Below are 22,555 nucleotides of genomic sequence, written 5' to 3'. Positions count from 1 at the left end.
TCTGGCTCGATAGTCTTATTCACAGTGATACAGCACGGGCAGTAATGAACATTCGCATATTGCGCTGCGGCGACGGTTAATGCCTGGCTGTGGTTATACATACTGCCAATAAACGCCCGTGAATCGATACCGGGTAACTGTTCACATCCTGCGGTATGCAACAGCAAGCCCCTGCGGGCGTGATCGCAGACGTAATATTTCGTTGCCTTATACATGGTTTTTTATCCGTTTGCTGTGTGAGTCAATGGACTCATTAAAGTTTATCGTATTCAATATCTTGTAAATTTGAACATCTCACTACGGCCTGAAACTCAGATTGCCCACGATGGCTCGCCAAAGTAAACGGAACGATAATACGTGTACCATTTTTTGCTACGCTTTCGTTGTGGAACAGAAGAGAGCCCAGGGTGATTCTATTTTTTCCAAACATCTCGGTATGGGATTTATTGAGGAGACCTTTCTCTACGGCAATAACCGCATCACGACTGTGAACGGTCACACAGGCTATTTCATCTTTTTGATTTTCTACGTTCCGCGAATATACCTCATAACCCGACGCAGACAAAATAATCCCCAGGGCACCGAGTGCTCCAACCTTAGCGGAAGTCTTCATTTTAAATTCCCTTAAGTGCTTCACAAACAGTCTCTGGTCTAACTAACGGAAAATCAAGACTATTTCTGGTTTATTTGATGAAATGAATTGATGTGTATTGCAGATGCCGCCTGGTCATTATCTGATAATGGTTGGGATAAAATCTGAATATTACGTACCACAAAAAAATCCTGTGAGATTTATTGAAGAGGGACTCGAACAAATAAAACGGGCATTAAAGCTAAAGTACATCAAATATCCTGGTTAATAACTTGTTAATGGTAGAGTTATGGCATTCTCATGACATTTTTTCCTGGATTAATGCTGAGGCCAGAAGTATCTGATGATAAAAACTCACAGCTCGCTCATTCAGCAGGGCTATTCACATTAATCAATGAATCACCGCGAAGCTGAAACGCTCGTCGTGCATCTGGTCAGATAAAAAGATCAGTGTGTTAAAACAGCAAATGGTTTAACCTTTAACGACCGTCTGCAGTAGATTTAAAGTAAGCTTAATAAAATCAGTGAGTTGATTGACGTTTTATTGAGCGGCCTTTTGATTGACTGCGACCTGTTCCAGGGGGTGCCCGGTTAGCGGGCTGAGATTCTACCCGCCAGCGTTTTCGCGTTGGCAACGTGGTGACCCTACGAACCTGATCCGGCTAATACCGGCGTAGGGAGCGGAACACAGGGCGACACTGCGTCCTGATCCCATCTTTGTGCTTGTAGCGGACAGACTCTACTCATCAGGCCCGGCCTGAGAAATTTCGCGCAATCGCAACTGGTGGACTCGCCCATGACTGAAGCTGCTTTGATCGACGCTTTGCTCACCTTTCTTCAGCGTCAGGATACAACCGACGACGACTTTAACCGCATGGCGCTTGCCGTCTTCGCGTACCAATTTGAACACAACCTCCCTTATCGCCGTTTCGCCATGCAGCGCGGTCGCACACCGTTTATGGTGAAAAACTGGCGTGCCATCCCGGCAATTCCCATTACCGCGTTTAAGGATCTGACGCTGAGCTGCCATGCCACCGATGACGTCGAAGCGGTATTTATGACCAGCGGAACCACCGGCACGGTGAAAGGTCGCAGCTATCATCCGACGCTTGACGTCTGGAAATGCTCGATGATGCAGAATTTCAGCCAGCGCTTTATGGCGGGCGAAGAGCGGATTCGCATGGGCATTTTGTTCCCTGATAATCGGGCGCTGCCCAACTCTTCGCTGGCCCATTACCTGACATTAGCGGTGGAAAAATTTGGCACCGCCGAGAGCGAAGTGCTGTTGGATGACAGCGGTATCGCGATGGATCGCCTGTTTGCTGCGTTGGAGCAGGCTGAAGCACAGGGCGAACCTTATGCGCTGCTGGGCGCGAGCTACAGCTTTGTCCATCTGCTCGACGAACTGCAGCGCCAGGGGCGACATTTTGCATTACCCGCTGGAAGCCGAATTTTGGATACCGGTGGATTTAAGGGGCAATCCCGTGAGATTGAGGCCGAGCAGTTTTACGCCGAGCTGAGTGCGGCGTTGGGCGTGCCGCGCACGCACTGCATCAACATGTACGGCATGACCGAACTGAGCAGCCAGTTTTATGACGATGGCAACGTTGCCTGTCCCTCGGTGAAATCCGGCCCGCACTGGATCCGCACCCGCGTGGTCAATCCACTCACAGGCGATGAAGTGCCCGAAGGCGAGATGGGCGTGCTGGTGCACCATGATCTGGCTCATTTCAATTCAGTGTCTGCCTTACTGACCGAGGATGCTGGCCGCGCGGTCACTGGCGGCTTCCATCTGCTAGGCCGGGTCACCGGAGCGGATGCGAAGGGCTGTTCGCTGGCGATGGAAGAGTTCCTGGCTGCTGCGCAGGGTGCAGTGTGAAAGAGGTCGCGGGTTATCTACCGGGATGTTTATCACCTGAAGGGGTGCAGTGGCGCACGCTGAGTTTTAGCCATCACGGCCAGCATCTGGATGTCGACGTGCCCGATCTGAATCCGGCACAAATTACACTTCTCAGCGCACATCTGCGCGATCACGCTCGCGCTTATCTCACAACGCTGAGCGTGGCGAAGATCGTCGCAATTATTGATGAGGCCATTGCGCGTTTGCTGGATCGAAACCATCCATTGCGCCGCAAGGCCGAAATGCTGCTGGCGATTGTCACCGGTTATGACGCCGAGATGATTCGCCTTGGGCTTACCGGATACCTTAAAACTTTTCGACAGCCGCAGCTCAAGCGCTTTTTAACCGAGGACTTTAACGATCCACAGCTGCTGGATGATTTTCAGCCGCGACCTAATGGCGGCTTCGCACGGGCATTTGGCCCGGACCTGCTCATGCATATCTGGGCAGGAAATGTGCCGGGTCTACCGCTGTGGAGTCTGATTTGTGGATTGCTGGTGAAAGCGGGCAGCGTGGGCAAACTGCCTGGTGCCGAACCGCTGATGGCGGGCTGGTTCGCGCAACTGCTGGCTGAAATCGATCCCCAACTTGGCGAATGCCTGGCGGTAGTGTGGTGGAAAGGCGGCGAAGCCGAAGCAGAAAAACACTGGTTAACACAGCCTGACGTGGTGATGGCTTACGGTGGTAATGCCGCGCTGGCTGCAATCAAACACCAACTGCCGGTCACCACGCGTTTTCTGCCGCACGGCCATAAAATCAGCGTGGGACTGGTGGCGCGTTCGGCACTGGATACAAGGCAGGGCGTCTATCTGGCGCAGCGCGCGGCCTATGACGTCATGCGCTATGACCAGGCGGGCTGTTACTCACCGCAAATGCTGTTCGTTGAACGCGGCGGGCGCATCACGCCGCAGGAATTCGCGGAGTACATCGCCCATGAACTGCGAGCGCTGGCGCGCAAATATCCGCGTCGAGTGCTGTCTTCGGCTGAAGTTAATAGCGTGGCAACCTGGCGCAGCCGTGAAGAGATTCGCGCGTTGCAGGACGATCGCATCCTGTTCGGCGAGGCAATGGACAATTGGTCGGTGGTGGTAGTAGATGGCCCCGAAGCTCTGATGCCGTCGGCACTCGGACGCACGCTTAAAGTGGTGGCCGTTGATGAGATTGAGGATGCGATTGCATTGATTTCTCAGCAGAAAATTTATCTGCAAACGGCGGCGGTGGCGGCCACACCACGCGAGCTGTTTGGTCTCGCCGCGCGGCTAGGGCAAGCCGGTATCACCCGTATTACTGCCTTTGGCAGCATGACATCGCCTGCCGCCGGATGGCATCACGATGGCCGCTTTAGCCTGCTGGATCTGGTCACCTTTACGGAAATAGAGGCATCTGCTGAAACTGCCGCTGAGCGCTTCGCGCCCTATGCGGATTGAATCCACGTTTTTACAGAAGGTAAACGATGAAATTTGCTGATCAAACGATTCTGGTGACGGGTGCGAGTCGGGGTATTGGTGCAGCTATCGCGCAGGCTTTCGCCGCTGAGGGTGCGCTGGTGGTGGTGAACTACCTGCGCAGTGAAGCTGCCGCGATGGAAGTGGTAAAGCGCTGTGAAGCACTGGGCGGTTCGGCCATCGCCATTCGAGCCGATGTCACCTCAGCAGAGCAGGTAGCGGCAATGATGGAGCAGATCGCTAACACCATGGGTCGTCTGGATGCGGTGGTGAACAATGCTTTCGCGCCTTATGTTTTCGATACCGACAATCGACAGCGATTTTGGGAAACGTCATGGCAGGGCTACCAGAGCCAGTTTGACGGTGCCGTCGGCGCGGCCTACAACGTCTGCCAGGCCGCGTTGCCGCTGATGCGCTCACGCACACGCGGCAGCATTATCAATCTTTCCAGCGATCTGGTGGCGCGTCCGTCTGTTCCTTACCACGATTACGTCACGGCGAAATCCGCATTAATAGGCTTTAGCCGTTCACTCGCCGCTGAACTGGGGCCGCTGGGGATTCGCGTGAACTGTGTTGCGCCGGGTCTGGTCTATCCCACGGATGCCAGCAGTGCGACGCGAGAAGACGTGCGCGATTTTATCACCGCACAAACGCCGCTGCGCCGAATTGCCGAGCCAGTGGATGTCGCCGGTCCGGTGATGTTTTTAGCCTCAGAATGGAGCGAGTTTGTCACCGGGCAAACGCTGTATGTGGATGGCGGGTTGGTAATGGGATGACGGGGGACGAACGCTGATATTGTTGGCAGCACGATGGGTTAACGTTAGTCTGATCACTGATGTATCAATTTGCTAACGCCGCTTAACGTAAACAGGGAGGTTTAATGAATACCGCAACTATCCGCGCCGTCATCGGTGGAACGCTTTTAATGGCGTCGAGCTTAGTATCGGCGTCTGCCGCACAGCCATTGCCTGTGCCTCCAGAATATCCGAACTCACAGCGAATCTCTGTAGAGAGGCAAGGGGCGGGAACGGATGTCATACTGATTCCGGGGCTGGCGTCATCGCGCGACGTTTGGGCCGATTTATCCGCAAAATTACGCAAGAACCATCGCATTCATCTTATCGAGCTTGCAGGCTTTGCGAGTACGCCTGCCATTGCCAACCCGGACGGAAAAATAATGGCTCCGGCAGTTGACGCCATCGCTGCATATATTCACGGCCAGCACATCAAGGGTCCGGCGATCATTGGCCATTCCCTTGGGGGAGAAATGGCATTGATGCTGGCTGCTCGTCATCCTGACCTGGTGGGGCGCGTGATGGTCGTTGATGCGTTGCCGTTCTATTCATTGATGTTCAATCCAGCGGCGACCAGCGAAACGGTCGCCCCGCAGGCCACTGCTACGCGAAATTTAATTTTGGGGCAGTCGCTGGAGCAATTTTCCGAGTTTCAGAAAGCATCCATCGCCCGTTTAGCGAAGATCGAGGCGGTGAGGCCAGCACTGGTGGCGGCAGGAATCCATTCCGACCGTAAAACCATTGCCGATGCCGTGTATGAAGTGATGATCACCGATTTGCGTCCCGAACTTGGCAGCATTAAAGCGCCGATTGAGGTCGTATATGCGTATGACACGCTATTCGGCGTACCTGCAGTCAGCGTGGATGCGATGTACCGTCAAGCCTATGCTTCTGCACCCGATATCCACTTCACACGGATCGATGACAGTTTTCACTTTGTGATGCTTGATCAGCCTGAGCGGTTTTCCGACGCGGTTGAGTCGTTTTTGAATGGCGATGTAAGCCAGATGCAGTCGCAAACTGATTGAGATTTTGGGAGGAACGGCCGGAATGGACCGTTGCTTCGGTGCATTAGAGTGTATGGCGCAGATATTGCGCGGGATGCATGTCTGATGTGAAGGAGATGTGGGGATGAGACGGTATGGTCCGCTTTGAGCGCAGGCTGTGTGAAAACTCTGCCCCAAAACTGAAGTGCGCGCATCTACGCAAAATCTGGCAATGCCCGACTGGCTGGCTGAGCCAGATTTTAAGTATGAGCGCAGTTTTCATCCCTGTTTTTGGCACTTTAAGCGACCAAAACAGTTTTCACACAGCCTGAGCGAGGAGTGGACACCTGCATCAAGTAAAAAGGTGCCCGTTAATCTTAAGTGAATAGATTACTTAACCCGCTTCCCCGTTTCGTCAGTAACCTGTTCACCATCCTCTTTCTTAAATGCTCCTTGCTGAGGCTCCTGCAGTATATCCAGTACGACTTCGGAAGGTCTGCACAGGCGGGTTCCAAAGGGGGTCACGACGATGGGACGGTTAATTAAAATGGGGTATTCTAGCATAAAACCAATCAGTTGCTCATCGCTGAATGTCTCTTCTGAAAGTCCTAATTGCTCGTAAGGCTCCGCGTTTTTACGCAACAGAGCACGGACTGTGATCCCCATATCTGCAATAAGTTTAACCAGCTCATCATGAGCCGGGGGTGTTTCAAGGTAATAAATTATGGTGGGCTCATTGCCACTGTTGCGGATTATCTCCAGCGTATTACGTGACGTACCACAGTCAGGGTTGTGATAGATGATTATGTTGCTCATATTAGTATCTCATTACAAAGTGACAGAGAGCCGCAGCGCCAGCGCGGCCAGTGTGACAAACAGCACAGGCAGGGTCATGATGATACCCGTGCGGAAGTAATACCCCCAGCTGATGGTCATATTTTTCTGCGACAGGACATGCAGCCACAACAGGGTCGCCAGGCTGCCTATTGGCGTGATTTTGGGGCCTAAATCGCAGCCAATCACGTTGGCGTAAATCATCGCTTCCTTGATGACGCCGGACGCCGTGCTTCCGTTAATCGACAGTGCTCCAACAAGAACGGTTGGCATATTGTTCATGACTGATGACAGGAATGCAGTCAGGAAACCCGTGCCAAACGTTGCCGCCAGCAGTCCCTTATCTGCCAGTATATTCAGAAGCCCGGAAAGGTACTCCGTTAAGCCAGCATTGCGCAGGCCGAAGACCACCAGGTACATACCCAGTGAGAACACAACGATCTGCCACGGCGCACCGCGCAGCACTTTTCCGGTATTAATGGCATGACCCTTTTTCGCAACGGCGAACAACACTGCAGCGCCGACGGCTGCAATAGCGCTGACGGGGATCCCCAGAGGCTCAAGCACAAAGAACCCGGCAAGCAACAGAACCAGAACAACCCAACCGGCTTTGAAGGTTGCGGGATCTTTAATCGCACTGGCAGGTGCTTTCAGTAGAGTGACGTTGTAGGTTGCAGGAATATCCCGGCGGAAAAACAGATGCAGCATACCCAGAGTGGCGGCGATGGCAGCAATATCAACGGGAAGCATGACGGATGCGTATTCCGTAAAGCCAAGCCGGAATAAGTCGGCAGAGACGATGTTCACCAGGTTCGACACGATAAGCGGCAGGCTGGCGGTATCGGCAATAAACCCGGCGGCCATAACAAAGGCCAGCGTAGTCTGTTTGCTGAACCCCAGCGCGAGCAACATGGCGATGACGATGGGGGTCAGGATAAGTGCAGCGCCATCGTTAGCAAACAGTGCCGCTACAGCTGCACCCAACAGGACAATCCAGGTAAACAACAGACGACCACGTCCGTTGCCCCAACGGGAGACATGCAGCGCAGCCCATTCGAAAAAACCCGACTCATCGAGCAGCAGGCTGATGATAATTACCGCGATAAAGGTCGCGGTTGCATTCCAGACGATATTCCAGACCACCGGAATGTCACCCATATGGATAACCCCAAATAACAAGGCCAGCACAGCACCAATGCTGGCGCTCCAGCCAATACTGAGTCCCCCGGGTTGCCAGATAACCAGGATCAATGTCAGTAAAAATATACTCCCTGCCAGTAACATTTCCGACTCCATCACATATGATTAAAAGAATGTGTTCAATTCATCTCAGCAGGATGATGCCGCTGATTTCTCCAGCCACTGACGAACGTCTTCCCGCAGGCACTGCCAGGATGTCGTGATGGTTTCTGCTGCCCATGCGGGCATATGTGGAGAAAGTCGGTAATGGATCCATTTCCCTTCCCGGCGGTCCAGAACGAGTTCAGCCTCCCGCAGAATTGCCATATGCCTGGAAACTTTGGGCTGCGACTCGGAGGTGGCCCCGCAAAGGTCACACACGCACATCTCGCCCGATTCCCTGAGAAGCATCACGATAGCCAGACGGGTTTCGTCTGACAGAATTTTGAAAAGCTGAACAGGTTGTAGCATTTTCTCTTCCGGTAAATTTAGAATACACATATGATAAATCATATGTATTTGTTTGAACATTATCGATTTTAGAGAGGAAGAAAAAATGGATCAGTTTCCAGCCCTGAATGCTGAGTGTTTCGACAGGCAGATCGCTGAGCGGCTTCAGCATCCGACACCACCACGTATTCTGAGTCTGTATGGGTCAGTACGTGAACGTTCATTCAGCCGTTTTGCTGCCGAGGAAGCGGGTCGATTGCTTATTGCTATGGGTGCAGAGGTCAAAACGTTTAACCCGTCCGGCTTGCCTCTGCCTGATGATGCACCAGAAACTCACCCTAAAGTGACGGAGCTACGTGAACTGGTGAGATGGTGTGATGGCATGGTCTGGAGTTCTCCGGAGCGTCACGGGGCGATGAGCGCAATAATGAAGGCGCAAATTGACTGGATCCCTTTGTCGGAGGGCGCTGTTCGTCCTTCCCAGGGAAAAACGCTGGCGGTCATGCAGGTATGTGGCGGTTCTCAGTCCTTCAATGCCGTCAATCAGATGCGCATTCTGGGACGCTGGATGCGCATGTTCACCATCCCGAATCAGTCCTCCGTGGCGAAAGCCTGGCAGGAATTTGATGAAAACGGGCGAATGAAACCATCATCCTGGTATGACCGCATTGTGGATGTGGCAGAAGAGCTGTTCAAAATCACGCTGCTGCTGAAAGGTCATACGGAGTACCTTGCCGATCGTTACAGCGAACGCAAGGAAAGCCACCAGGAACTGTCAGCCCGCGTCAATCAGGTGAAAATATAGAGTTCCTTGTATTGTAAACCCATCCTGAGTGAACTCAATAACGTCCGCTTTTGGCACAGGCTGTGTGAAAACTGCTGATCACGTTTTGGTCTAAGCAGTGGCTTAATATGATCAACCATTCTTGATAAACCCATGCAGCAGCCTACTTTATTTAATAAAATTATAATCATACGATTAAATATTGCAGGCGCAGGTATGACTCATCATATTAAAGGCCAAGGCAGATATCAGGTGACGTTGCTCCCTGAAGTGCTTGATGATTTTGTCACAGAAGACAACGCTGTCAGGGTTATTGATGTCTTTGTTGATGAATTACAACTTGATGCACTTGGCTTCGAGCGCGTTAATGCAAAACAAACCGGGCGGCCTGGATATCACCCCGCAACCATGCTGAAGCTGTACATTTATGGATATCTCAACCGAATTCAGTCATCCCGCAGGTTAGAAAAAGAAGCCCATCGCAACGTTGAATTAATGTGGTTACTTGAACGATTAACGCCTGATTATAAAACCATTGCAGACTTCAGAAAAACAATGGTAAAGGCATCAAAAATGCTTGTCGGGCTTTCATTGATCTGTGTCGGCAGATGCAGATGTTCACCGATGTAGTGGTTGCCATTGACGGTAGTAAGTTCAAGGCGGTAAACAGCAAATCGAACAACTTCACGCCCCAGAAAACAAAAGGCCACATCGAAAGGGTTGAGCAAAGTATCGCTCTTTACCTGAATAAACTCGATGAAGCTGACAAGGCTGTGGAGCCCGATAAAAGTGCAGGTTCAACCGCTGAAAAACTGGCATGGCTCCAAAAACGACTGAAAGAACTCAAGAAAATCCAGCATGCTGTTATGCAGCACCCTGATAAGCAGCTGTCACTGTCAGATCCTGATTCCCGGCTAATGAAGATAAGCAATGTTAACCGCCAAGTTAGTTATAACGTTCAGACTGCTGTTGATGCTAAATATCACCTGATTGTTGCGCATGAAGTAACGAATACACCAGACCGTGGGCAGCTAACATCGGTGACAAAATTAGCGCAGAACGCTGTTGGCAAAACGGATATTACCGTACTGGCTGATAAAGGTTATTACAGCCGGGGAGATATTAAAGCAACGCAGGACTTAGGTGCCGTAGCCTTAGTGCCAAAAGGCGATACCTCTGGCGCTGACCGTAAAGGTCTTTTCAATCGTTCATTGTTCAAATATGACCAGGAAAAAGATATTTATATTTGCCCGATGGGTAACGAGCTTCAGAACCGATTTACTATGGTTGAGGATGGTTTAGAACAGCAAATGTACTTTAATAATATTGCCTGTCGCGATTGCAGTCAGCGGTCAAGATGCACCACATCAAAACGCGATCCAAGACGGATAAGGCGCTGGGTTCATGAAGCAGAAATGGAAGACATGCAAGCCAGGCTTAATGCATCGCCACAAGCAGCTGTCGTGCGAAAGCAAACGGTAGAGCATCCGTTCGGGACAATTAAAATGTGGATGGGAGCGACTCACTTCCTGACGCAAAGGTTTAAAAACGTCAGCACAGAAATCAGTCTGCATGTACTGGCTTATAACCTGAAAAGGATGATGTCCATCTGGGGTACCGAAGGACTGGCCATTATGCTGCGAGAACGATGTAACTAGCGGCAGTGGCCGCTTTAACTCCTAATAACAGGTCATTAGCACTCAATTTCCAGCACAAAGCCTCGATTTTCCTCTACATACAAATCACTGCGAGTACGGTCCATATCAGGAATATCTTGCATCCCCGGCTAGTGTTAGTCCTCAGATACTGCAAAAACCGAGTTTATACACAGCCTGGGCGCATAGCAGACATCCACAACAGCTAATGTCCGCTCCGAGCGCAGGCTGTGTGAAAACTCATATCTTTAAGTAGCCTAACAATATTTCTCATCTGTGTTTTGAGAAAGCTTTTTAAGTTGACGAGGTAATCTGTGATTTAATTCGGGTGTGTCAGAATTTTTTATTGCGGGAAAGAGCCTGATATTTGTTACTGGAGGATAAAACGGCCGGAACCGTTAGCCGTATTGTTCCTGAAGCTGAAATATCAATCCTGTAGTAACTCATATCGATATCATCCTTTTCAGGTTATAAGCCAATATATGTAGACTCATTTCCGTACTGACATTTTTAAATTTCCGCATCAGAAAGTGCGTTGCACCCATCCACATTTTAATTGTCCCAAACGGATGTTCTACCGTTTGCTTTCGCATGACTACCGCCTGCGGAAATGACTCAAGCCTCGCATGCATTTCTTCCATTTCAGCTTCATGAACCCAACGCCGTATACGCCTTGGATCGCGTTTTGATGTGGTGCATCTTGACCGCTGACTGCAATCGCGACAGGCAATATTGTTAAAGTACAACTGTTGCTCCAGTCCGTCCTCTATTGATGTAAATCGATTCTGAAGCTCATTACCCATTGGGCATACATAAACATCTTTTTCCCTGTTATATCTGAACATTGAGCGATTATAGAGCCCCTTACGTTCAACGCCAGAGGTATCTCCTTTTGGCACTAACGCCACGGCTCCGCTATCCAGAACCGTTTTAATATCGCTGCGACTGTAATACCCTTTGTCGGCAAGTACTGTTATGTCCTTCCGGCCAACAGCTTTCTGAGCCAGTGTTGCTACCAAACCAAGTTGCCCGTTATCTGTTGTGTTGGTGACTTCATGCGCAACAATCAAATGTTTCTTCGTATCCACAGCTGTCTGAACGTTGTAGCAAACTTGCCGATTCATATTATTTGTTTTCATCAACCGGGAGTCAGGGTCGGTTAAAGAGAGTTGTTTATCTGGCTGTTGTGCGACGGCTTCTTGGATCTCCTGAAGCTCACGTAAACGCTTTTTTAGCCAGGCCAGTTTAGTGGCTGTTAACTTATCGTTTGCATCGGGCTCAGCATTCTTGTCGGCTTCATCCAGCTTATTTAAACAATAAGTAATACTTTGCTCAACGCGCTCAATATGGTCTTTGGCTTTCTGGGATGTGAAGTTATTAGGTTTGCTGTTAACTGCTTTAAATTTGCTACCGTCGATGGCTACAACGACATCAGTGAACATTTGCATTTGCCGACACAGGCCAATAAAAGCCCGACAGGCATTCCTGATACCTTCACCGTTATCTTTTCTGAAGTCTGCAATGGTTTTGAAATCAGGCGTTAATCGTTCAAGTAACCACATCAGTTCAACGTTCCGATGGGCCTCTTTTTCCAGTCTACGGGAGGACTGAATTCGGTTGAGATATCCGTAAATGTACAACTTCAGTCGGGTGGCAGGGTGATATCCGGGCCGTCCGGTTCGCTTTGCATCAACTCTTCTGAAACCAAGAGAATCGAGCTTTAGTCCATCAACAAAGATATCAACCACTCTGACGGGGTTATCTTCAGTGACAAAATCATCCAGTGCATCAGGGAGCAATGTCACCTGAAGCCTGCCTTGTCCTTGAATGTGATTGGCCATGTAGGTATCCGCATTATTCATTTGTATGTTTTTAGTTTTAATGAAAAAGTCAGTCCGTCGCATGGGTTTATCAAGAATGGTTGATCATATGAAACCATCGCTTAGACCAAAAGGTGATCAGGAGTTTTCACACAGCCTGAGCGATCTGCAGACATTTATGACAGCACTCTATTTGAATCAACGGAGGGGCAGAACACGTCTGTAACAATATCCTGTTAGCTTATTTCTGAGCAGGTCTTTAAGTCCTTTAGGCCAACTGACTATCCTTTTTATAGTTACCACCGTTCTAACTATCATTTGCAGAAAAGGAGCACTGAGATGATTTTTACTGACGATAAAATTTTGGGATATGGCAGTTCACATCAGTTTTATTCAGTCGGGGACGAACTTGTTTTAGACAAAAATTACCGCCGCGCTCACCTCCCATTGGTTAACTCGTCCCATCCAGATGTCATAACCAGTGATGAAGACTACTGTATGGGGACGTATAATACCCAACGGCATTCTATAATACTGCCCGTTAGTGATGAACGCCTGCGCCAAACAACAACGTTTATCGAGATTGAGAAGGCTCTTCGCAACGCATCGTTTACAAATAAGATAGTCTGGGACTTGCTGGAAAAAAGGAAAAACCTGTTACATGCGACAATCAGTAGCGGGTTGAACGATAATTGCATAGAACTTGCCATTGAATCACTTCAGACATTTATGGATACACAACCAGTAAAAAAATACAAGCTTGGCGGGATTTTTATGGGGCCAGTCAATACTGGAAGACTTTATCTAAAAGTGTATCCCGAAGCGACCGGTTCGGGGCATATATTCGGTGAGATCCAGTCACTGCTTGGGCTTAAGCAAACAGAGTTTTTCCTTGTAGGTTATTTTAACCTGACAGATCATCTCAATCAGCCTGAAACAATAGAGCTTTCTGAGGTCCTCAATCGTTTTTATAATGAAACGCTATGGGAAGATGAACTCAGAGAATTATGGCTTATTTCAACACACGATGACTTGGTCTTGAGAGGTGAAATATCCAAAAAAATTATCAGGTCTGCATAACAGAAATTGATACCGGCCTTTTAGCCCCAGCGGAATAGCTTCTGTAAATCACCATTAAAATAAGCAAGAAACTTCCACGGGTGACATGGAACTGGCTAAGGGCATAAGCGAAGGGCTACTGTGAGCGAAAAGCGGACGCTGTCCTGCAACCATTTTCAAAAATACAGCCAGGGAAATGCAGGTGTAGCGGCAATGCAAAAATCAATTATCATCCGGCATTGAATATTTCAACTCTATATCAGGCGCATCCGTTAAATTCCGCCCTGAGCGGGCCATTAAATACCCGGCAATCTCCTCGACACTTAGGTTAGCATTTAACATTTCAGGATTCTGGAACCAATTATCCGGCCAGAAGATTAGGTCAGATGGATTACCTGCAAAATTACATTCAAGTGATGAAAGTGCGAAGTTTTGCTCGGACTCCTTGCCCTCGCAGACACAGATGAATGTTATTGTTTGAAGCAATTCTTCCCACGTAAAGTCAGGGTAAAATTTATCCAGATTAAAAGCCATCCTGGTAAATCCTCTGGCATTGGTCCAGGAGGAGAAGTCTCTGAAATCAGAAAATGTATAGGGGTGCACAACCTGGTTATTCCATTCGACCATCATAGCCGCCAGATCAGCATCGTCCTGTTCTGCACCTTCATCAATTTTGGAAATTATCATTTCAGCTTTTTTTGCTAGTTCACTAATTTTTTTACTACTGACTTTGGTAGGTTTCATTCTTTCCGGCAGTGGCATTGTTTTAATCCTTGAGCATTCAGAGACATCTTTATTGGTCATCTGATTGGCATATTACTAAAAAGCCCATTTCGAAGCACCTGGTATTCTGTTGAAAGGTTATATCAGCAGCTTAGATCACCCCTAATTATCCTTAAATTGTCATAGTACGTTAACGTCTGCTCCTTGCACTTAGCGGCTCTCAGGACGTGAACTGTCTGCTTAGAACAAACAGAGGGGAGTGCAATGCGCAAAAGAACGCTCATAATTAAAGCACTACCCTTATCGTGATATGGTAGCCTTCAAGCAACAAACTATTTTTATCAGGAGGAATTATGCACGGACCAGATCCATCCAATACACATCCAATGGAGGGATTCCCACAGGTTTGCTTTATCAAAAATACGATAAAAAACCCTAACATCATCGTGGGTGATTTTACTTATTACGATGATCCAGAGGACTCAGAAAACTTCGAGCGTAATGTTCTCTATCATTTTCCTTTTATAGGAGACAAGCTGATCATTGGTAAGTTTTGCGCCATTGCTAAAGGCGTTCAATTCATAATGAATGGGGCAAATCATAAACTTTCTGGCTTCTCTACTTTCCCGTTTTATATTTTCGGAAACGGATGGGAAAACGCCATGCCACAAGCGGGTGATTTACCTTACAAAGGCGACACTGTGATTGGCAACGATGTTTGGATCGGCTTTGACGCTCTGATTATGCCAGGTGTGAAAATCGGTAATGGCGCGATTATTTCATCACGTTCGGTCGTCACCTCCGATGTGCCTGCCTATACGATTGTGGGTGGCAACCCTGCAAAAATTATTAAGAAACGCTTCCCAGAGGAAACTATAGCGACACTGGAAAAGCTGGCGTGGTGGAACTGGCCGGTTGAAAAGATCACCAAAAATATCACGGCAATAATGTCCAATGATATTGAAAAATTGCGTAATTAACGGTCCTTCTCTGCAGGAATTCCGAAGATTAAACTTTAGGTGCGCTATCGGATCATCGTCCGCACTTGCTACCAGGCAGCGAAATAAAGGATTTAAAAACAGTGTTTTCAACGATAGGCTCTTGCGTTGTCTCACATTGACTCAGGAGCGTAGCCAATATGTTCGACCATCCTACCCAACCCGAAGTCGCTGAATGGTTTGCCAGTCTGGGTATTGAAGAAGTGTCATACAGTGTGTGTGGTATCGTCCTCACGAACGAACCGCCTGAGCACTGGTTCTATAAGCGCAACAAACTGCGACCTGAGAGTCTTAAGCTGGAATTGCGCATCCCATCGAGCGGGAACTGGCTGGTCGATTTGTCACGTCATGACCAGCTGTTCAATGTTCAGTGGCGTCCTGATGACGACTTACGCATTCAGTCGGCGCAACTGCGCTATCGCAAGTTAATCAAGTGGCCTCGACTGGCCTGCCTTATGGATTTTCCCCAGCTGATTGGGCAACTGGAGACGTGTCTGGAGATCAACTTTCTGCGTCATGCCAATTTCGGCGCGCGCCTGATCGAACCCGAAACGCTGGCGCGGAATGCCAGAATCCGTCAATGGTTAGCTCCCTGCGCTGATAATTTTGGCTGGAACAGCAAAACTCAGCCGGATTAACAATCCTCGTTAAATGCCTTCATGAGTTCACATGCAAGTAGTGATACTGAGTTTAAAAAGTCACTCATGCTGTTCGCTTCGGCCAAAGCGCATATCACGCTGGCGTCCTGAAGGGATTGCGACTCATCTACCGCAACTGGCTATCTTTGCTGCCACGGCGGTTATACCCGCTGTGGCTGGCTTCTTTTTTATCTAACGCACTTTGGCACTTCACGCAGTAACGCACCCCAGGCAACGCGCTGCGACGCGCTTCGGGAATCGGTTCCCCGCACTCGTCGCAATACTCTGCACTTTCGCCCTGGTTGAGGTGGCTCCTGGCGCGCGCAATCGCGTCATCCACGGTCGCATCAATCTGCTTTTGCACTGCACCATCTTCAGACCAGCCGCCTGCCATAATTCCTCCTGATTTTCATCAACTGGTCAAAGTATAGTTCAGTAGCTATCAGGCACGATCATGCTCTCAGGCACCGGATGACGGGCATAATTTTCATGATGAATGCGGGAAGGTAATGAAATCTGCTCGCCTTCTGCGGCTTCATACGGCACCTGTTGCAGCAGGTGAGAAATGCAGTTCAGACGCGCTTTCTTCTTATCAACGCCTTGCACCACCCACCATGGCGCCTCAGAAATATTGGTGCGCTCCAGCATCATCTCTTTGGCGGCGGTGTAATCCTCCCAGCGGCGACGGCTTTCCAAATCCATCGGACTCAGCTTCCACTGCTTCAGCGGATCATGAATGCGGCTAAGGAAGCGCATTTCCTGCTCTTCATCGGTGATGGAGATCCAGTATTTCACGATCTGAATGCCGCTGCGCACCAGCATGCGTTCAAACTCTGGCGTGCTGTGGAAGAACTCCTCGTACTCCGCATCGCTGCAAAATCCCATCACCTTTTCGACGCCCGCGCGGTTGTACCAGCTACGGTCGAACAAGACGATCTCGCCCGCTGACGGCAGATGAGAGACGTAACGTTGAAAATACCACTGCGTGCACTCACGTTCATTTGGCGCGGGCAGTGCCGCCACGCGGCAATAGCGCGGATTGAGTCGCTGCATGATACGTTTAATCACGCCGCCTTTGCCTGCCGCGTCGCGGCCTTCAAAAATCACCACCAGTCGATGGCCGGTGCGGATCACCCAGTTTTGCAGCTTCACTAATTCGCCCTGAAGATGCAGCAGCTCCATAAAATAGCGGCGACGCCACGCCATCTCTTGCGGATCGTTATTGGCCGCCAGACCAAAATCCGCTAACTCCATCTCTAGCGATTCGTCATAGCTGTCATAGAATTCCTGTAAAAAGCGCGCATCAAACATATTGTTGTTATTTATTTCGTGTGCAGACATCGTCTTATCCCTGTCGAAGCGAGCGTTACAGTGAAGTCATGATCCAGTAGAGGGCGGCAGAGAGCAGTGCGGCGGCAGGCAAGGTGAGCACCCAGGCCAGTACCATATTGCGCAGCGTACCGAACTGTAAGCCGCTGCGATTGGCGGCCATGGTGCCCGCAATCCCTGAGGAGAGCACGTGTGTGGTTGAGACCGGAAGACCAAAGGCATCCGCTGCGCCAATGGTGCCCATCGCCACCATCTGCGCACTGATGCCTTGCGCATAGTTAAGCTGGCTTTTACCAATCTTCTCACCCAGCGTGGTGACAATGCGACGCCAGCCCACCATGGTGCCTAATCCCAAAGCCAGTGCCACCGCGACTTTGACCCAGGTCGGGATAAATTGCGTTGCACCGTTCAGCGCGGTTTTCAGCGCCTGCAGATTTTGCTGGGTGGCAGACGGCAAAATCAGCGAGTGATCGGCTTGCAGACGTTTGATGGTTTCAGCTGCCAGATACATCTCATTACGCACGGCTGGTTTCTGCTCGGCCGGGATAGCCTGCAACGCGCCATATTGCTTTAGCGTGGCGCCAATGTTGCCACTGACCTGCGCCAGCGCGGCGACCACCTTCGTATCGCGTTGGCCAGTGCGCAGATAAGTCGCTAATACATCATCAGGCTGAGCAGGAGTGGGTGTGTTGCTGAACTGCAGCAGTTGTGACTGGCTGCTTTCGGTCAGTGTGATCAGATGTGGAATATCGGACTGGGGCACGGAACGATTGAGAGAATAGGTTACGGGCAGGGCAGCCACCAGAATCAGCATCATCAGCCCCATGCCTTTTTGGCCATCATTCGAGCCATGTGCAAAGGAGACGCCGGTGCAGGACAGCACCATCAAACCGCGGATCCACATCGGTGGCGCACCTTCGTGTTTGCTGGTGGCATACAACTCTGGCTTTTTCACCACGCGCTTCATCAACACCAGCAATAGTGCAGCACAGACGAAGCCAACAATCGGTGACAGGATCAGCGCATTGCCGATGTTTAATGCCTGTCCCCAGTTTACGCCGCTCATGGCGCTACGCCCGTGCATCACGGCATTGGCGATGCCCACGCCAATAATGGAACCAATTAAGGTGTGCGATGAGGAGGCGGGCAGGCCCAACCACCAGGTGGCGAGGTTCCAGATGATCGCCGAGAACAGCAGGGCGTAGATCATCACAAAGCTTTCGCTGCTGCCGGTTTGCATAATGAGTTCAATCGGCAACAGGGAGATGATGCCGAAAGCCACCGCGCCAGAAGAGCATAAAACACCAAGGAAATTGAAAATTCCTGACCACACCACCGCCACGGTCGGAGAGAGTGAGCGGGTATAAATGACGGTAGCCACGGCGTTGGCGGTGTCGTGAAAACCATTGACGAACTCGAAACCTAATGCCGCTAATAAGGCAAAACCAAGCAGCATTAATGGCAGTGCACTGCTAAATGTGACCCCGGTTTGCTGGATATCTCCGACTAATTGCGTTCCTGCAAAGAGAATGCCGGCGAGTAAAACCATGCCGAACAGGAAAAGCGGTTTCTTACTGTTTTTTGCAGGGAGTTGAATCGCGGAAGACAGCGGTGAAGCGGCAACATGTAAAGTTTGAGGCGTAACGTAATCACTCATTAGTGAAAATTTCCTATAGATCGCTAAAGCAGCATAAGCACAACGATATGTGCGGCTAACATATAGAAAATTTATGAAAGTTTTATGACAGAACTGTCAAAATTTAGTCATATAAATGAAATTTTTGGGATGCAATAAAATCGATATTTTCTTTTTTTATCATTCAAAACAATTTGTTGCGTGGTTATTGCTCAGTGGTGGATTCACCAGTTTGAGTTTTATTTCTGCCATAAATTTGTCACATTATGATTTGACTGATTACTATAGATTATATTTTCAGCGGGAGATCATTACCGTGCTAATGAGATCTAAGCTTGAAGACCCTGCGTTAATGTTGGCGTTAACTTATAGAACCAGACGACTATTTGTGGCGTCTTTTCAACTCATCAAACAACCATTCTTTGCTGATGGGGCCGGAACTTAACTTCTGAATCATGGCATTATCGGCATAGTTAAGTAGCCATTCTCCGAGTTCCGCCATGCCCGCTTCATAAGAGCCGTGCACCTCAACAAACTTTTCCGACAAAATCAGTAGCTCCATGCGCAGCGCGTTACTGCGGGTCATGAACTCCAGATAGCCTTCGCGATCGGTTTCATAATCGGGGATCTTCGACAGCACAATGACCTCTTCTTCCTGAATGGTGGCCTGCCAGTGTAAACCGCTCTGTCCTTTATGTGCAGAATAATCATGCTGTACAAGTGAATATTTAATTGTTGCGGTTCGCTTATCCGATAATTTCCTTAATCGCTTTAAGTGTATTGCGGGGCATTTAATATCAAGCCCATTCCTCCATAGCATAGCGGTTATGCGGCTGGACGTATTTCTGCCGGGTATGGGCCTGTTTATGCTGCTCCCATCATTCAATGAGAGAGCGACAAATGAACACACTATTTACGCCTATTACCGCCGGACAATTACGTCTTCAGCATCGTGTCGTGATGGCACCGACAACCCGTATGCGCAGTGAAAATGGCGGCGTGCCGGGTCAGTTGATGGTTGAGTATTATCGACAGCGCACCAGTCCCGGTGGGTTGCTGATTGCGGAAGCCACCGCGATTTCGCCCCATGCGAATGCCTATGCCGATGCGCCGGGCATTTTCAATGACGCTCAACAGGCGGGATGGAAGCAGGTGGTTGATGCGGTGCATAAGCAGGGCGGTCAGATAGTGCTGCAATTGTGGCACCCAGGGCGTCAGTCATTGCCAGAACTGTCAGAAGGTTACCAGCCGGTTGCACCTTCGGCTTTGACTGCGCGAGAGACCTACGGCGTGGGCAAGAATGCCGATGGTATTTATGAAGGAAAGTTGTTCCCTGAACCACGTGAATTGCAAGAAGAAGAAATTCCACAACTTATTGAAGCGTATCGACAGGCTGCGATAAGGGCAAAGTCGGCGGGTTTTGACGGAGTTGAGCTGCATGCTGCTAACGGGTATTTACCGGAACAATTTTTGCTGGATGGCAGCAATAAACGTCAGGACAGCTGGGGTGGAAGCCTGGCTAATCGAGCGCGGTTTTTACTGGAGGTGGTGGCAGCTCTGACGGAAGTGCATGGGCCGGGACGGGTTGGCGTCCGAATTTCTCCAAGTGGCATTTATGGTGATATGCATGATAGTGACCCGGCAGCGACGTTCAGCTATTTGGCCGACAAGCTCAATGATATGGCGCTGGCGTATCTGCACATTATTGAGCCGCGCATTGTCGGACCGGAAGACAGGGAAGGCGGGCATTATGAGGAACCGGTAGCCAGCCGACATCTGCGCGAGTTTTACCATGGCACCCTTATCGCGGCGGGAGGCTTTAAACCTGAGGCGGGGGAGAAAATGCTCGAAGCGGGTGAGGCAGACTTGATCGCATTTGGTCGTTTGTTTACCTCGAATCCCGATTTACCTGCAAGGATCCAACATGGCTATCCGTTAGCTCACTATCAGCGTGACGCATTTTTCGGTGGAGATGCTAAAGGCTATACGGATTTTCCTGCCTATGCGCAGTAGCAACGCGAGTTAATCCTTAGAAGAGCGGCCGTCTGGCCGCTTTTGCCTCGATCAATAAACGCCCGCCTCAATCACCTTTCTCCAGGCTCTAAAATCACTATCAAGCCAGTGCGGTTCCGCACTGGCTTATACGCCTTAAATCTGAGAAACCCCTACAGAAGCACCGCCATCAACATACAGTGTTTGTCCGGTCATAAAGCCCGCGTCCTCAGATAACAGGAACTGGATAGTGGCGGCAATCTCCTCTGGTATGCCAAAACGCTTCATGGGTACGCTATCCAGATAACGTTGTTCACCCTCACTGCCTGGTGCGTTGCTAGCTCGAAACAGTTCTGTCTCTGTCGGGCCGGGGGCAACAGCGTTTACGGTAATCCCCTGAGTCGCCAGTTCCAGCGCCCAGCTACGTGTAAAGCTGATCAAAGCTGCCTTTGCAGCAGCATAGGACGTGCGCTGCGGAACGCCGAGGACCGTCAGGCTAGCAATATTGATGACTCTTCCCCAGCCACGGGCTTGCATACCGGGTAAGGCGGTTTGCACTGCTAATAGGGCAGGATGCAAGTTGACGCGTAATACTTCATCCAGCGTTGCCGTCGAGACTTCGGGTAACCATTGCGGACTTACTAAACCGACATTGTTAATGATGCCATCTACATCGAACTCCGCATTGATTTGCTCCAGCTTCTGTTTTGTTGCGAGCGTATCTGCGAGGTCGAGTGAGACAAAATGTCCCGGGAAGCTTTGCTCAGGCTGATGTCGTGCAATACCGATCACGAGATGGCCTGCATCAGCCAGACGCTGGGATAAAGCCAGGCCAATCCCTTTGCTGGCACCGGTAATCAAAAATGTTCTTTGCGGTTGCATATTTTACTCCTGCGTTGAACGACAAAAACCGGCGCAGATGTCTGCGCCGGAGAGGATAAAACGGTTAAAGGTGATTTATGAGGCTGAAGCTGCTTGCAGAGCGACATCGGCTGCACTAATGCCTTCCAATGCCAGGCCGTACCCCGCACCTTCATCAATGATGCGCCGCAGTTTTTGCGTCAGCGCGATGCGTGTATAGCGGCTGGTGAGTGGAGGTAACGCCGCGAGCGATTCTGCCAGCTCATGAGCCCGTGTCAGCAAGGTATCGCGTGGCAGAATTTCATTCACCACACCCCAACCTTTGGCGGTTTCAGCGTCCAATTCCTGACGCGTTAACAGGAAATAGCGGCCACGAATGCTACCGATGACTTCTGGCCACAACAGGTTCACGCCATCCCCTGGGACGATGCCAAAGTCGAAATGGGGTTTGTCCTGGAAAACAGTATCGGGCGTGGCCAACACGATGTCCGCCAGCAAAGCGTATTCCGAGTGCAGGCGCACCGGTCCGTTTAAAGCAGCGACGACCGGCACTTCAATATCCAGCAGATTCATCAGAACTTTTTTGCCTTCGCGGAAAATTTTGTCGTAACCGCGCGGCGTGAAGAAATCAAAACCTTCCGGACTGATGTTCTCCATAAAAGCCTCTCCAGCGCCAGTCAGAATCACCACGCGATTATCGGGATCGGAGCCAATTTGATGAAACAGTTCAACAAACTCTTCGTGGGTATGCCCATTGAACAACAGTGAGCCGCCATCAGTATGAAACATCACTTCCAATACACCGGTGGGCGAGCGGGTAAGGCGTGCGTTGTTAAAGCTGTGACGATAGTTTTCGAAGCGAGACATAGTGATTTCCTTT

General features: G+C 49.9%; 21 protein-coding genes, 1 pseudogene and 1 riboswitch. Of the genes and pseudogenes, 10 read left to right on the top strand and 12 right to left on the bottom strand.

Annotation, left to right across the window (positions count from 1 at the left end; genetic code table 11):
- Window positions 1-253: 253 nt before the first annotated feature.
- Window positions 254-613 (bottom strand): hypothetical protein, encoded by a 360-nt coding sequence (locus AC1MDE_RS02675; RefSeq protein WP_268152935.1) that lies wholly within the window; start codon window positions 611-613, stop codon window positions 254-256.
- Window positions 614-1,161: 548 nt separating this feature from the next.
- Window positions 1,162-1,290, top strand: a riboswitch (TPP riboswitch).
- Between the two features lie 98 nt (window positions 1,291-1,388).
- Here AC1MDE_RS02675 and AC1MDE_RS02670 point away from each other — a divergent pair.
- The 4 genes from AC1MDE_RS02670 (at window position 1,389) to AC1MDE_RS02655 (ending at window position 5,759) form a co-directional block, all read left to right on the top strand.
- Window positions 1,389-2,471 carry a LuxE/PaaK family acyltransferase gene (locus tag AC1MDE_RS02670; protein WP_479399974.1) on the top strand — a complete coding sequence of 361 codons (1,083 nt, stop codon included), beginning with the start codon at window positions 1,389-1,391 and terminating at the stop codon, window positions 2,469-2,471.
- Window positions 2,468-3,919 carry an acyl-CoA reductase gene (locus tag AC1MDE_RS02665; RefSeq protein WP_479399975.1) on the top strand — a complete coding sequence of 484 codons (1,452 nt, stop codon included), beginning with the start codon at window positions 2,468-2,470 and terminating at the stop codon, window positions 3,917-3,919. The genes AC1MDE_RS02670 and AC1MDE_RS02665 overlap by 4 nt, the downstream gene beginning before the upstream one ends.
- A gap of 26 nt (window positions 3,920-3,945) precedes the next feature.
- Entirely contained in the window at window positions 3,946-4,713 is a 768-nt protein-coding gene (locus tag AC1MDE_RS02660) for a 3-oxoacyl-ACP reductase (RefSeq protein WP_479399976.1), read from the top strand.
- A 104-nt stretch (window positions 4,714-4,817) separates the two neighbouring features.
- A complete protein-coding gene (locus AC1MDE_RS02655) occupies window positions 4,818-5,759 on the top strand; it encodes an alpha/beta fold hydrolase (protein ID WP_479399977.1) in 942 nt (313 codons plus the stop codon).
- A gap of 348 nt (window positions 5,760-6,107) precedes the next feature.
- On the opposite strand, the gene arsC is transcribed toward AC1MDE_RS02655, so the two are convergent.
- From arsC to arsR, 3 genes are read right to left on the bottom strand one after another with little or no spacing between them, the layout of a single operon-like run.
- Entirely contained in the window at window positions 6,108-6,533 is a 426-nt protein-coding gene (gene arsC, locus AC1MDE_RS02650; RefSeq protein ID WP_058960745.1) for a glutaredoxin-dependent arsenate reductase, read from the bottom strand.
- A gap of 12 nt (window positions 6,534-6,545) precedes the next feature.
- On the bottom strand, window positions 6,546-7,835 hold the full coding sequence (gene arsB, locus AC1MDE_RS02645) for an arsenite efflux transporter membrane subunit ArsB (RefSeq protein WP_479399978.1): 1,290 nt from the start codon (window positions 7,833-7,835) through the stop codon (window positions 6,546-6,548).
- Window positions 7,836-7,880: 45 nt separating this feature from the next.
- Complete coding sequence (gene arsR / locus AC1MDE_RS02640; protein WP_058960743.1) at window positions 7,881-8,201, bottom strand: As(III)-sensing metalloregulatory transcriptional repressor ArsR; 321 nt, start codon at window positions 8,199-8,201, stop codon at window positions 7,881-7,883.
- A gap of 85 nt (window positions 8,202-8,286) precedes the next feature.
- Here arsR and arsH point away from each other — a divergent pair, with 85 nt between their 5' ends.
- A complete protein-coding gene (gene arsH, locus AC1MDE_RS02635) occupies window positions 8,287-8,985 on the top strand; it encodes an arsenic resistance NADPH-dependent reductase ArsH (RefSeq protein WP_268152943.1) in 699 nt (232 codons plus the stop codon).
- A 195-nt stretch (window positions 8,986-9,180) separates the two neighbouring features.
- Window positions 9,181-10,622: pseudogene (locus tag AC1MDE_RS02630) on the top strand (IS1182 family transposase).
- Between the two features lie 440 nt (window positions 10,623-11,062).
- Here the strand turns inward: AC1MDE_RS02630 and AC1MDE_RS02625 are convergent.
- Complete coding sequence (locus AC1MDE_RS02625) at window positions 11,063-12,460, bottom strand: IS1182 family transposase (protein ID WP_479399979.1); 1,398 nt, start codon at window positions 12,458-12,460, stop codon at window positions 11,063-11,065.
- A 318-nt stretch (window positions 12,461-12,778) separates the two neighbouring features.
- Between AC1MDE_RS02625 and AC1MDE_RS02620 the strand changes: the two genes are divergently transcribed.
- The gene (locus tag AC1MDE_RS02620; RefSeq protein WP_480344197.1) at window positions 12,779-13,519 is read left to right on the top strand and encodes a hypothetical protein; all 741 of its coding nucleotides are present in this window, start codon (window positions 12,779-12,781) and stop codon (window positions 13,517-13,519) included.
- A 201-nt stretch (window positions 13,520-13,720) separates the two neighbouring features.
- On the opposite strand, the gene AC1MDE_RS02615 is transcribed toward AC1MDE_RS02620, so the two are convergent.
- Window positions 13,721-14,260 carry a hypothetical protein gene (locus AC1MDE_RS02615; protein WP_268152947.1) on the bottom strand — a complete coding sequence of 180 codons (540 nt, stop codon included), beginning with the start codon at window positions 14,258-14,260 and terminating at the stop codon, window positions 13,721-13,723.
- A 314-nt stretch (window positions 14,261-14,574) separates the two neighbouring features.
- Between AC1MDE_RS02615 and AC1MDE_RS02610 the strand changes: the two genes are divergently transcribed.
- Window positions 14,575-15,201, top strand: coding sequence for a Vat family streptogramin A O-acetyltransferase (locus AC1MDE_RS02610; RefSeq protein WP_479399982.1), 627 nt, complete (start codon window positions 14,575-14,577; stop codon window positions 15,199-15,201).
- Window positions 15,202-15,359: 158 nt separating this feature from the next.
- The gene (locus AC1MDE_RS02605; protein WP_479414992.1) at window positions 15,360-15,857 is read left to right on the top strand and encodes a hypothetical protein; all 498 of its coding nucleotides are present in this window, start codon (window positions 15,360-15,362) and stop codon (window positions 15,855-15,857) included.
- A 127-nt stretch (window positions 15,858-15,984) separates the two neighbouring features.
- Here the strand turns inward: AC1MDE_RS02605 and AC1MDE_RS02600 are convergent, their stop codons facing one another.
- From AC1MDE_RS02600 to AC1MDE_RS02585, 4 genes are all read right to left on the bottom strand, one after another.
- Window positions 15,985-16,251 (bottom strand): DksA/TraR family C4-type zinc finger protein, encoded by a 267-nt coding sequence (locus AC1MDE_RS02600; RefSeq protein ID WP_058960736.1) that lies wholly within the window; start codon window positions 16,249-16,251, stop codon window positions 15,985-15,987.
- A gap of 38 nt (window positions 16,252-16,289) precedes the next feature.
- The gene (ppk2, locus tag AC1MDE_RS02595; RefSeq protein ID WP_058960735.1) at window positions 16,290-17,198 is read right to left on the bottom strand and encodes a polyphosphate kinase 2; all 909 of its coding nucleotides are present in this window, start codon (window positions 17,196-17,198) and stop codon (window positions 16,290-16,292) included.
- Window positions 17,199-17,223: 25 nt separating this feature from the next.
- A complete protein-coding gene (locus AC1MDE_RS02590) occupies window positions 17,224-18,843 on the bottom strand; it encodes an inorganic phosphate transporter (protein WP_480344196.1) in 1,620 nt (539 codons plus the stop codon).
- 361 nt (window positions 18,844-19,204) lie between these two features.
- Complete coding sequence (locus AC1MDE_RS02585) at window positions 19,205-19,462, bottom strand: hypothetical protein (RefSeq protein WP_034822590.1); 258 nt, start codon at window positions 19,460-19,462, stop codon at window positions 19,205-19,207.
- Between the two features lie 260 nt (window positions 19,463-19,722).
- Here AC1MDE_RS02585 and AC1MDE_RS02580 point away from each other — a divergent pair, with 260 nt between their 5' ends.
- Window positions 19,723-20,835, top strand: coding sequence for an alkene reductase (locus tag AC1MDE_RS02580; protein ID WP_058960733.1), 1,113 nt, complete (start codon window positions 19,723-19,725; stop codon window positions 20,833-20,835).
- Between the two features lie 135 nt (window positions 20,836-20,970).
- Here AC1MDE_RS02580 and AC1MDE_RS02575 read toward each other — a convergent pair whose 3' ends face one another.
- Window positions 20,971-21,696: an SDR family oxidoreductase gene (locus AC1MDE_RS02575; RefSeq protein ID WP_058960732.1), complete on the bottom strand. Its 726-nt coding sequence runs from the start codon at window positions 21,694-21,696 to the stop codon at window positions 20,971-20,973.
- A gap of 75 nt (window positions 21,697-21,771) precedes the next feature.
- Window positions 21,772-22,542 carry an enoyl-CoA hydratase/isomerase family protein gene (locus AC1MDE_RS02570; protein ID WP_082678122.1) on the bottom strand — a complete coding sequence of 257 codons (771 nt, stop codon included), beginning with the start codon at window positions 22,540-22,542 and terminating at the stop codon, window positions 21,772-21,774.
- Window positions 22,543-22,555 lie beyond the last annotated feature (13 nt).

The sequence above is a fragment of the Pantoea folii genome, assembly GCF_056678875.1.
This window is presented reverse-complemented; position numbering and strand designations above follow the sequence as displayed.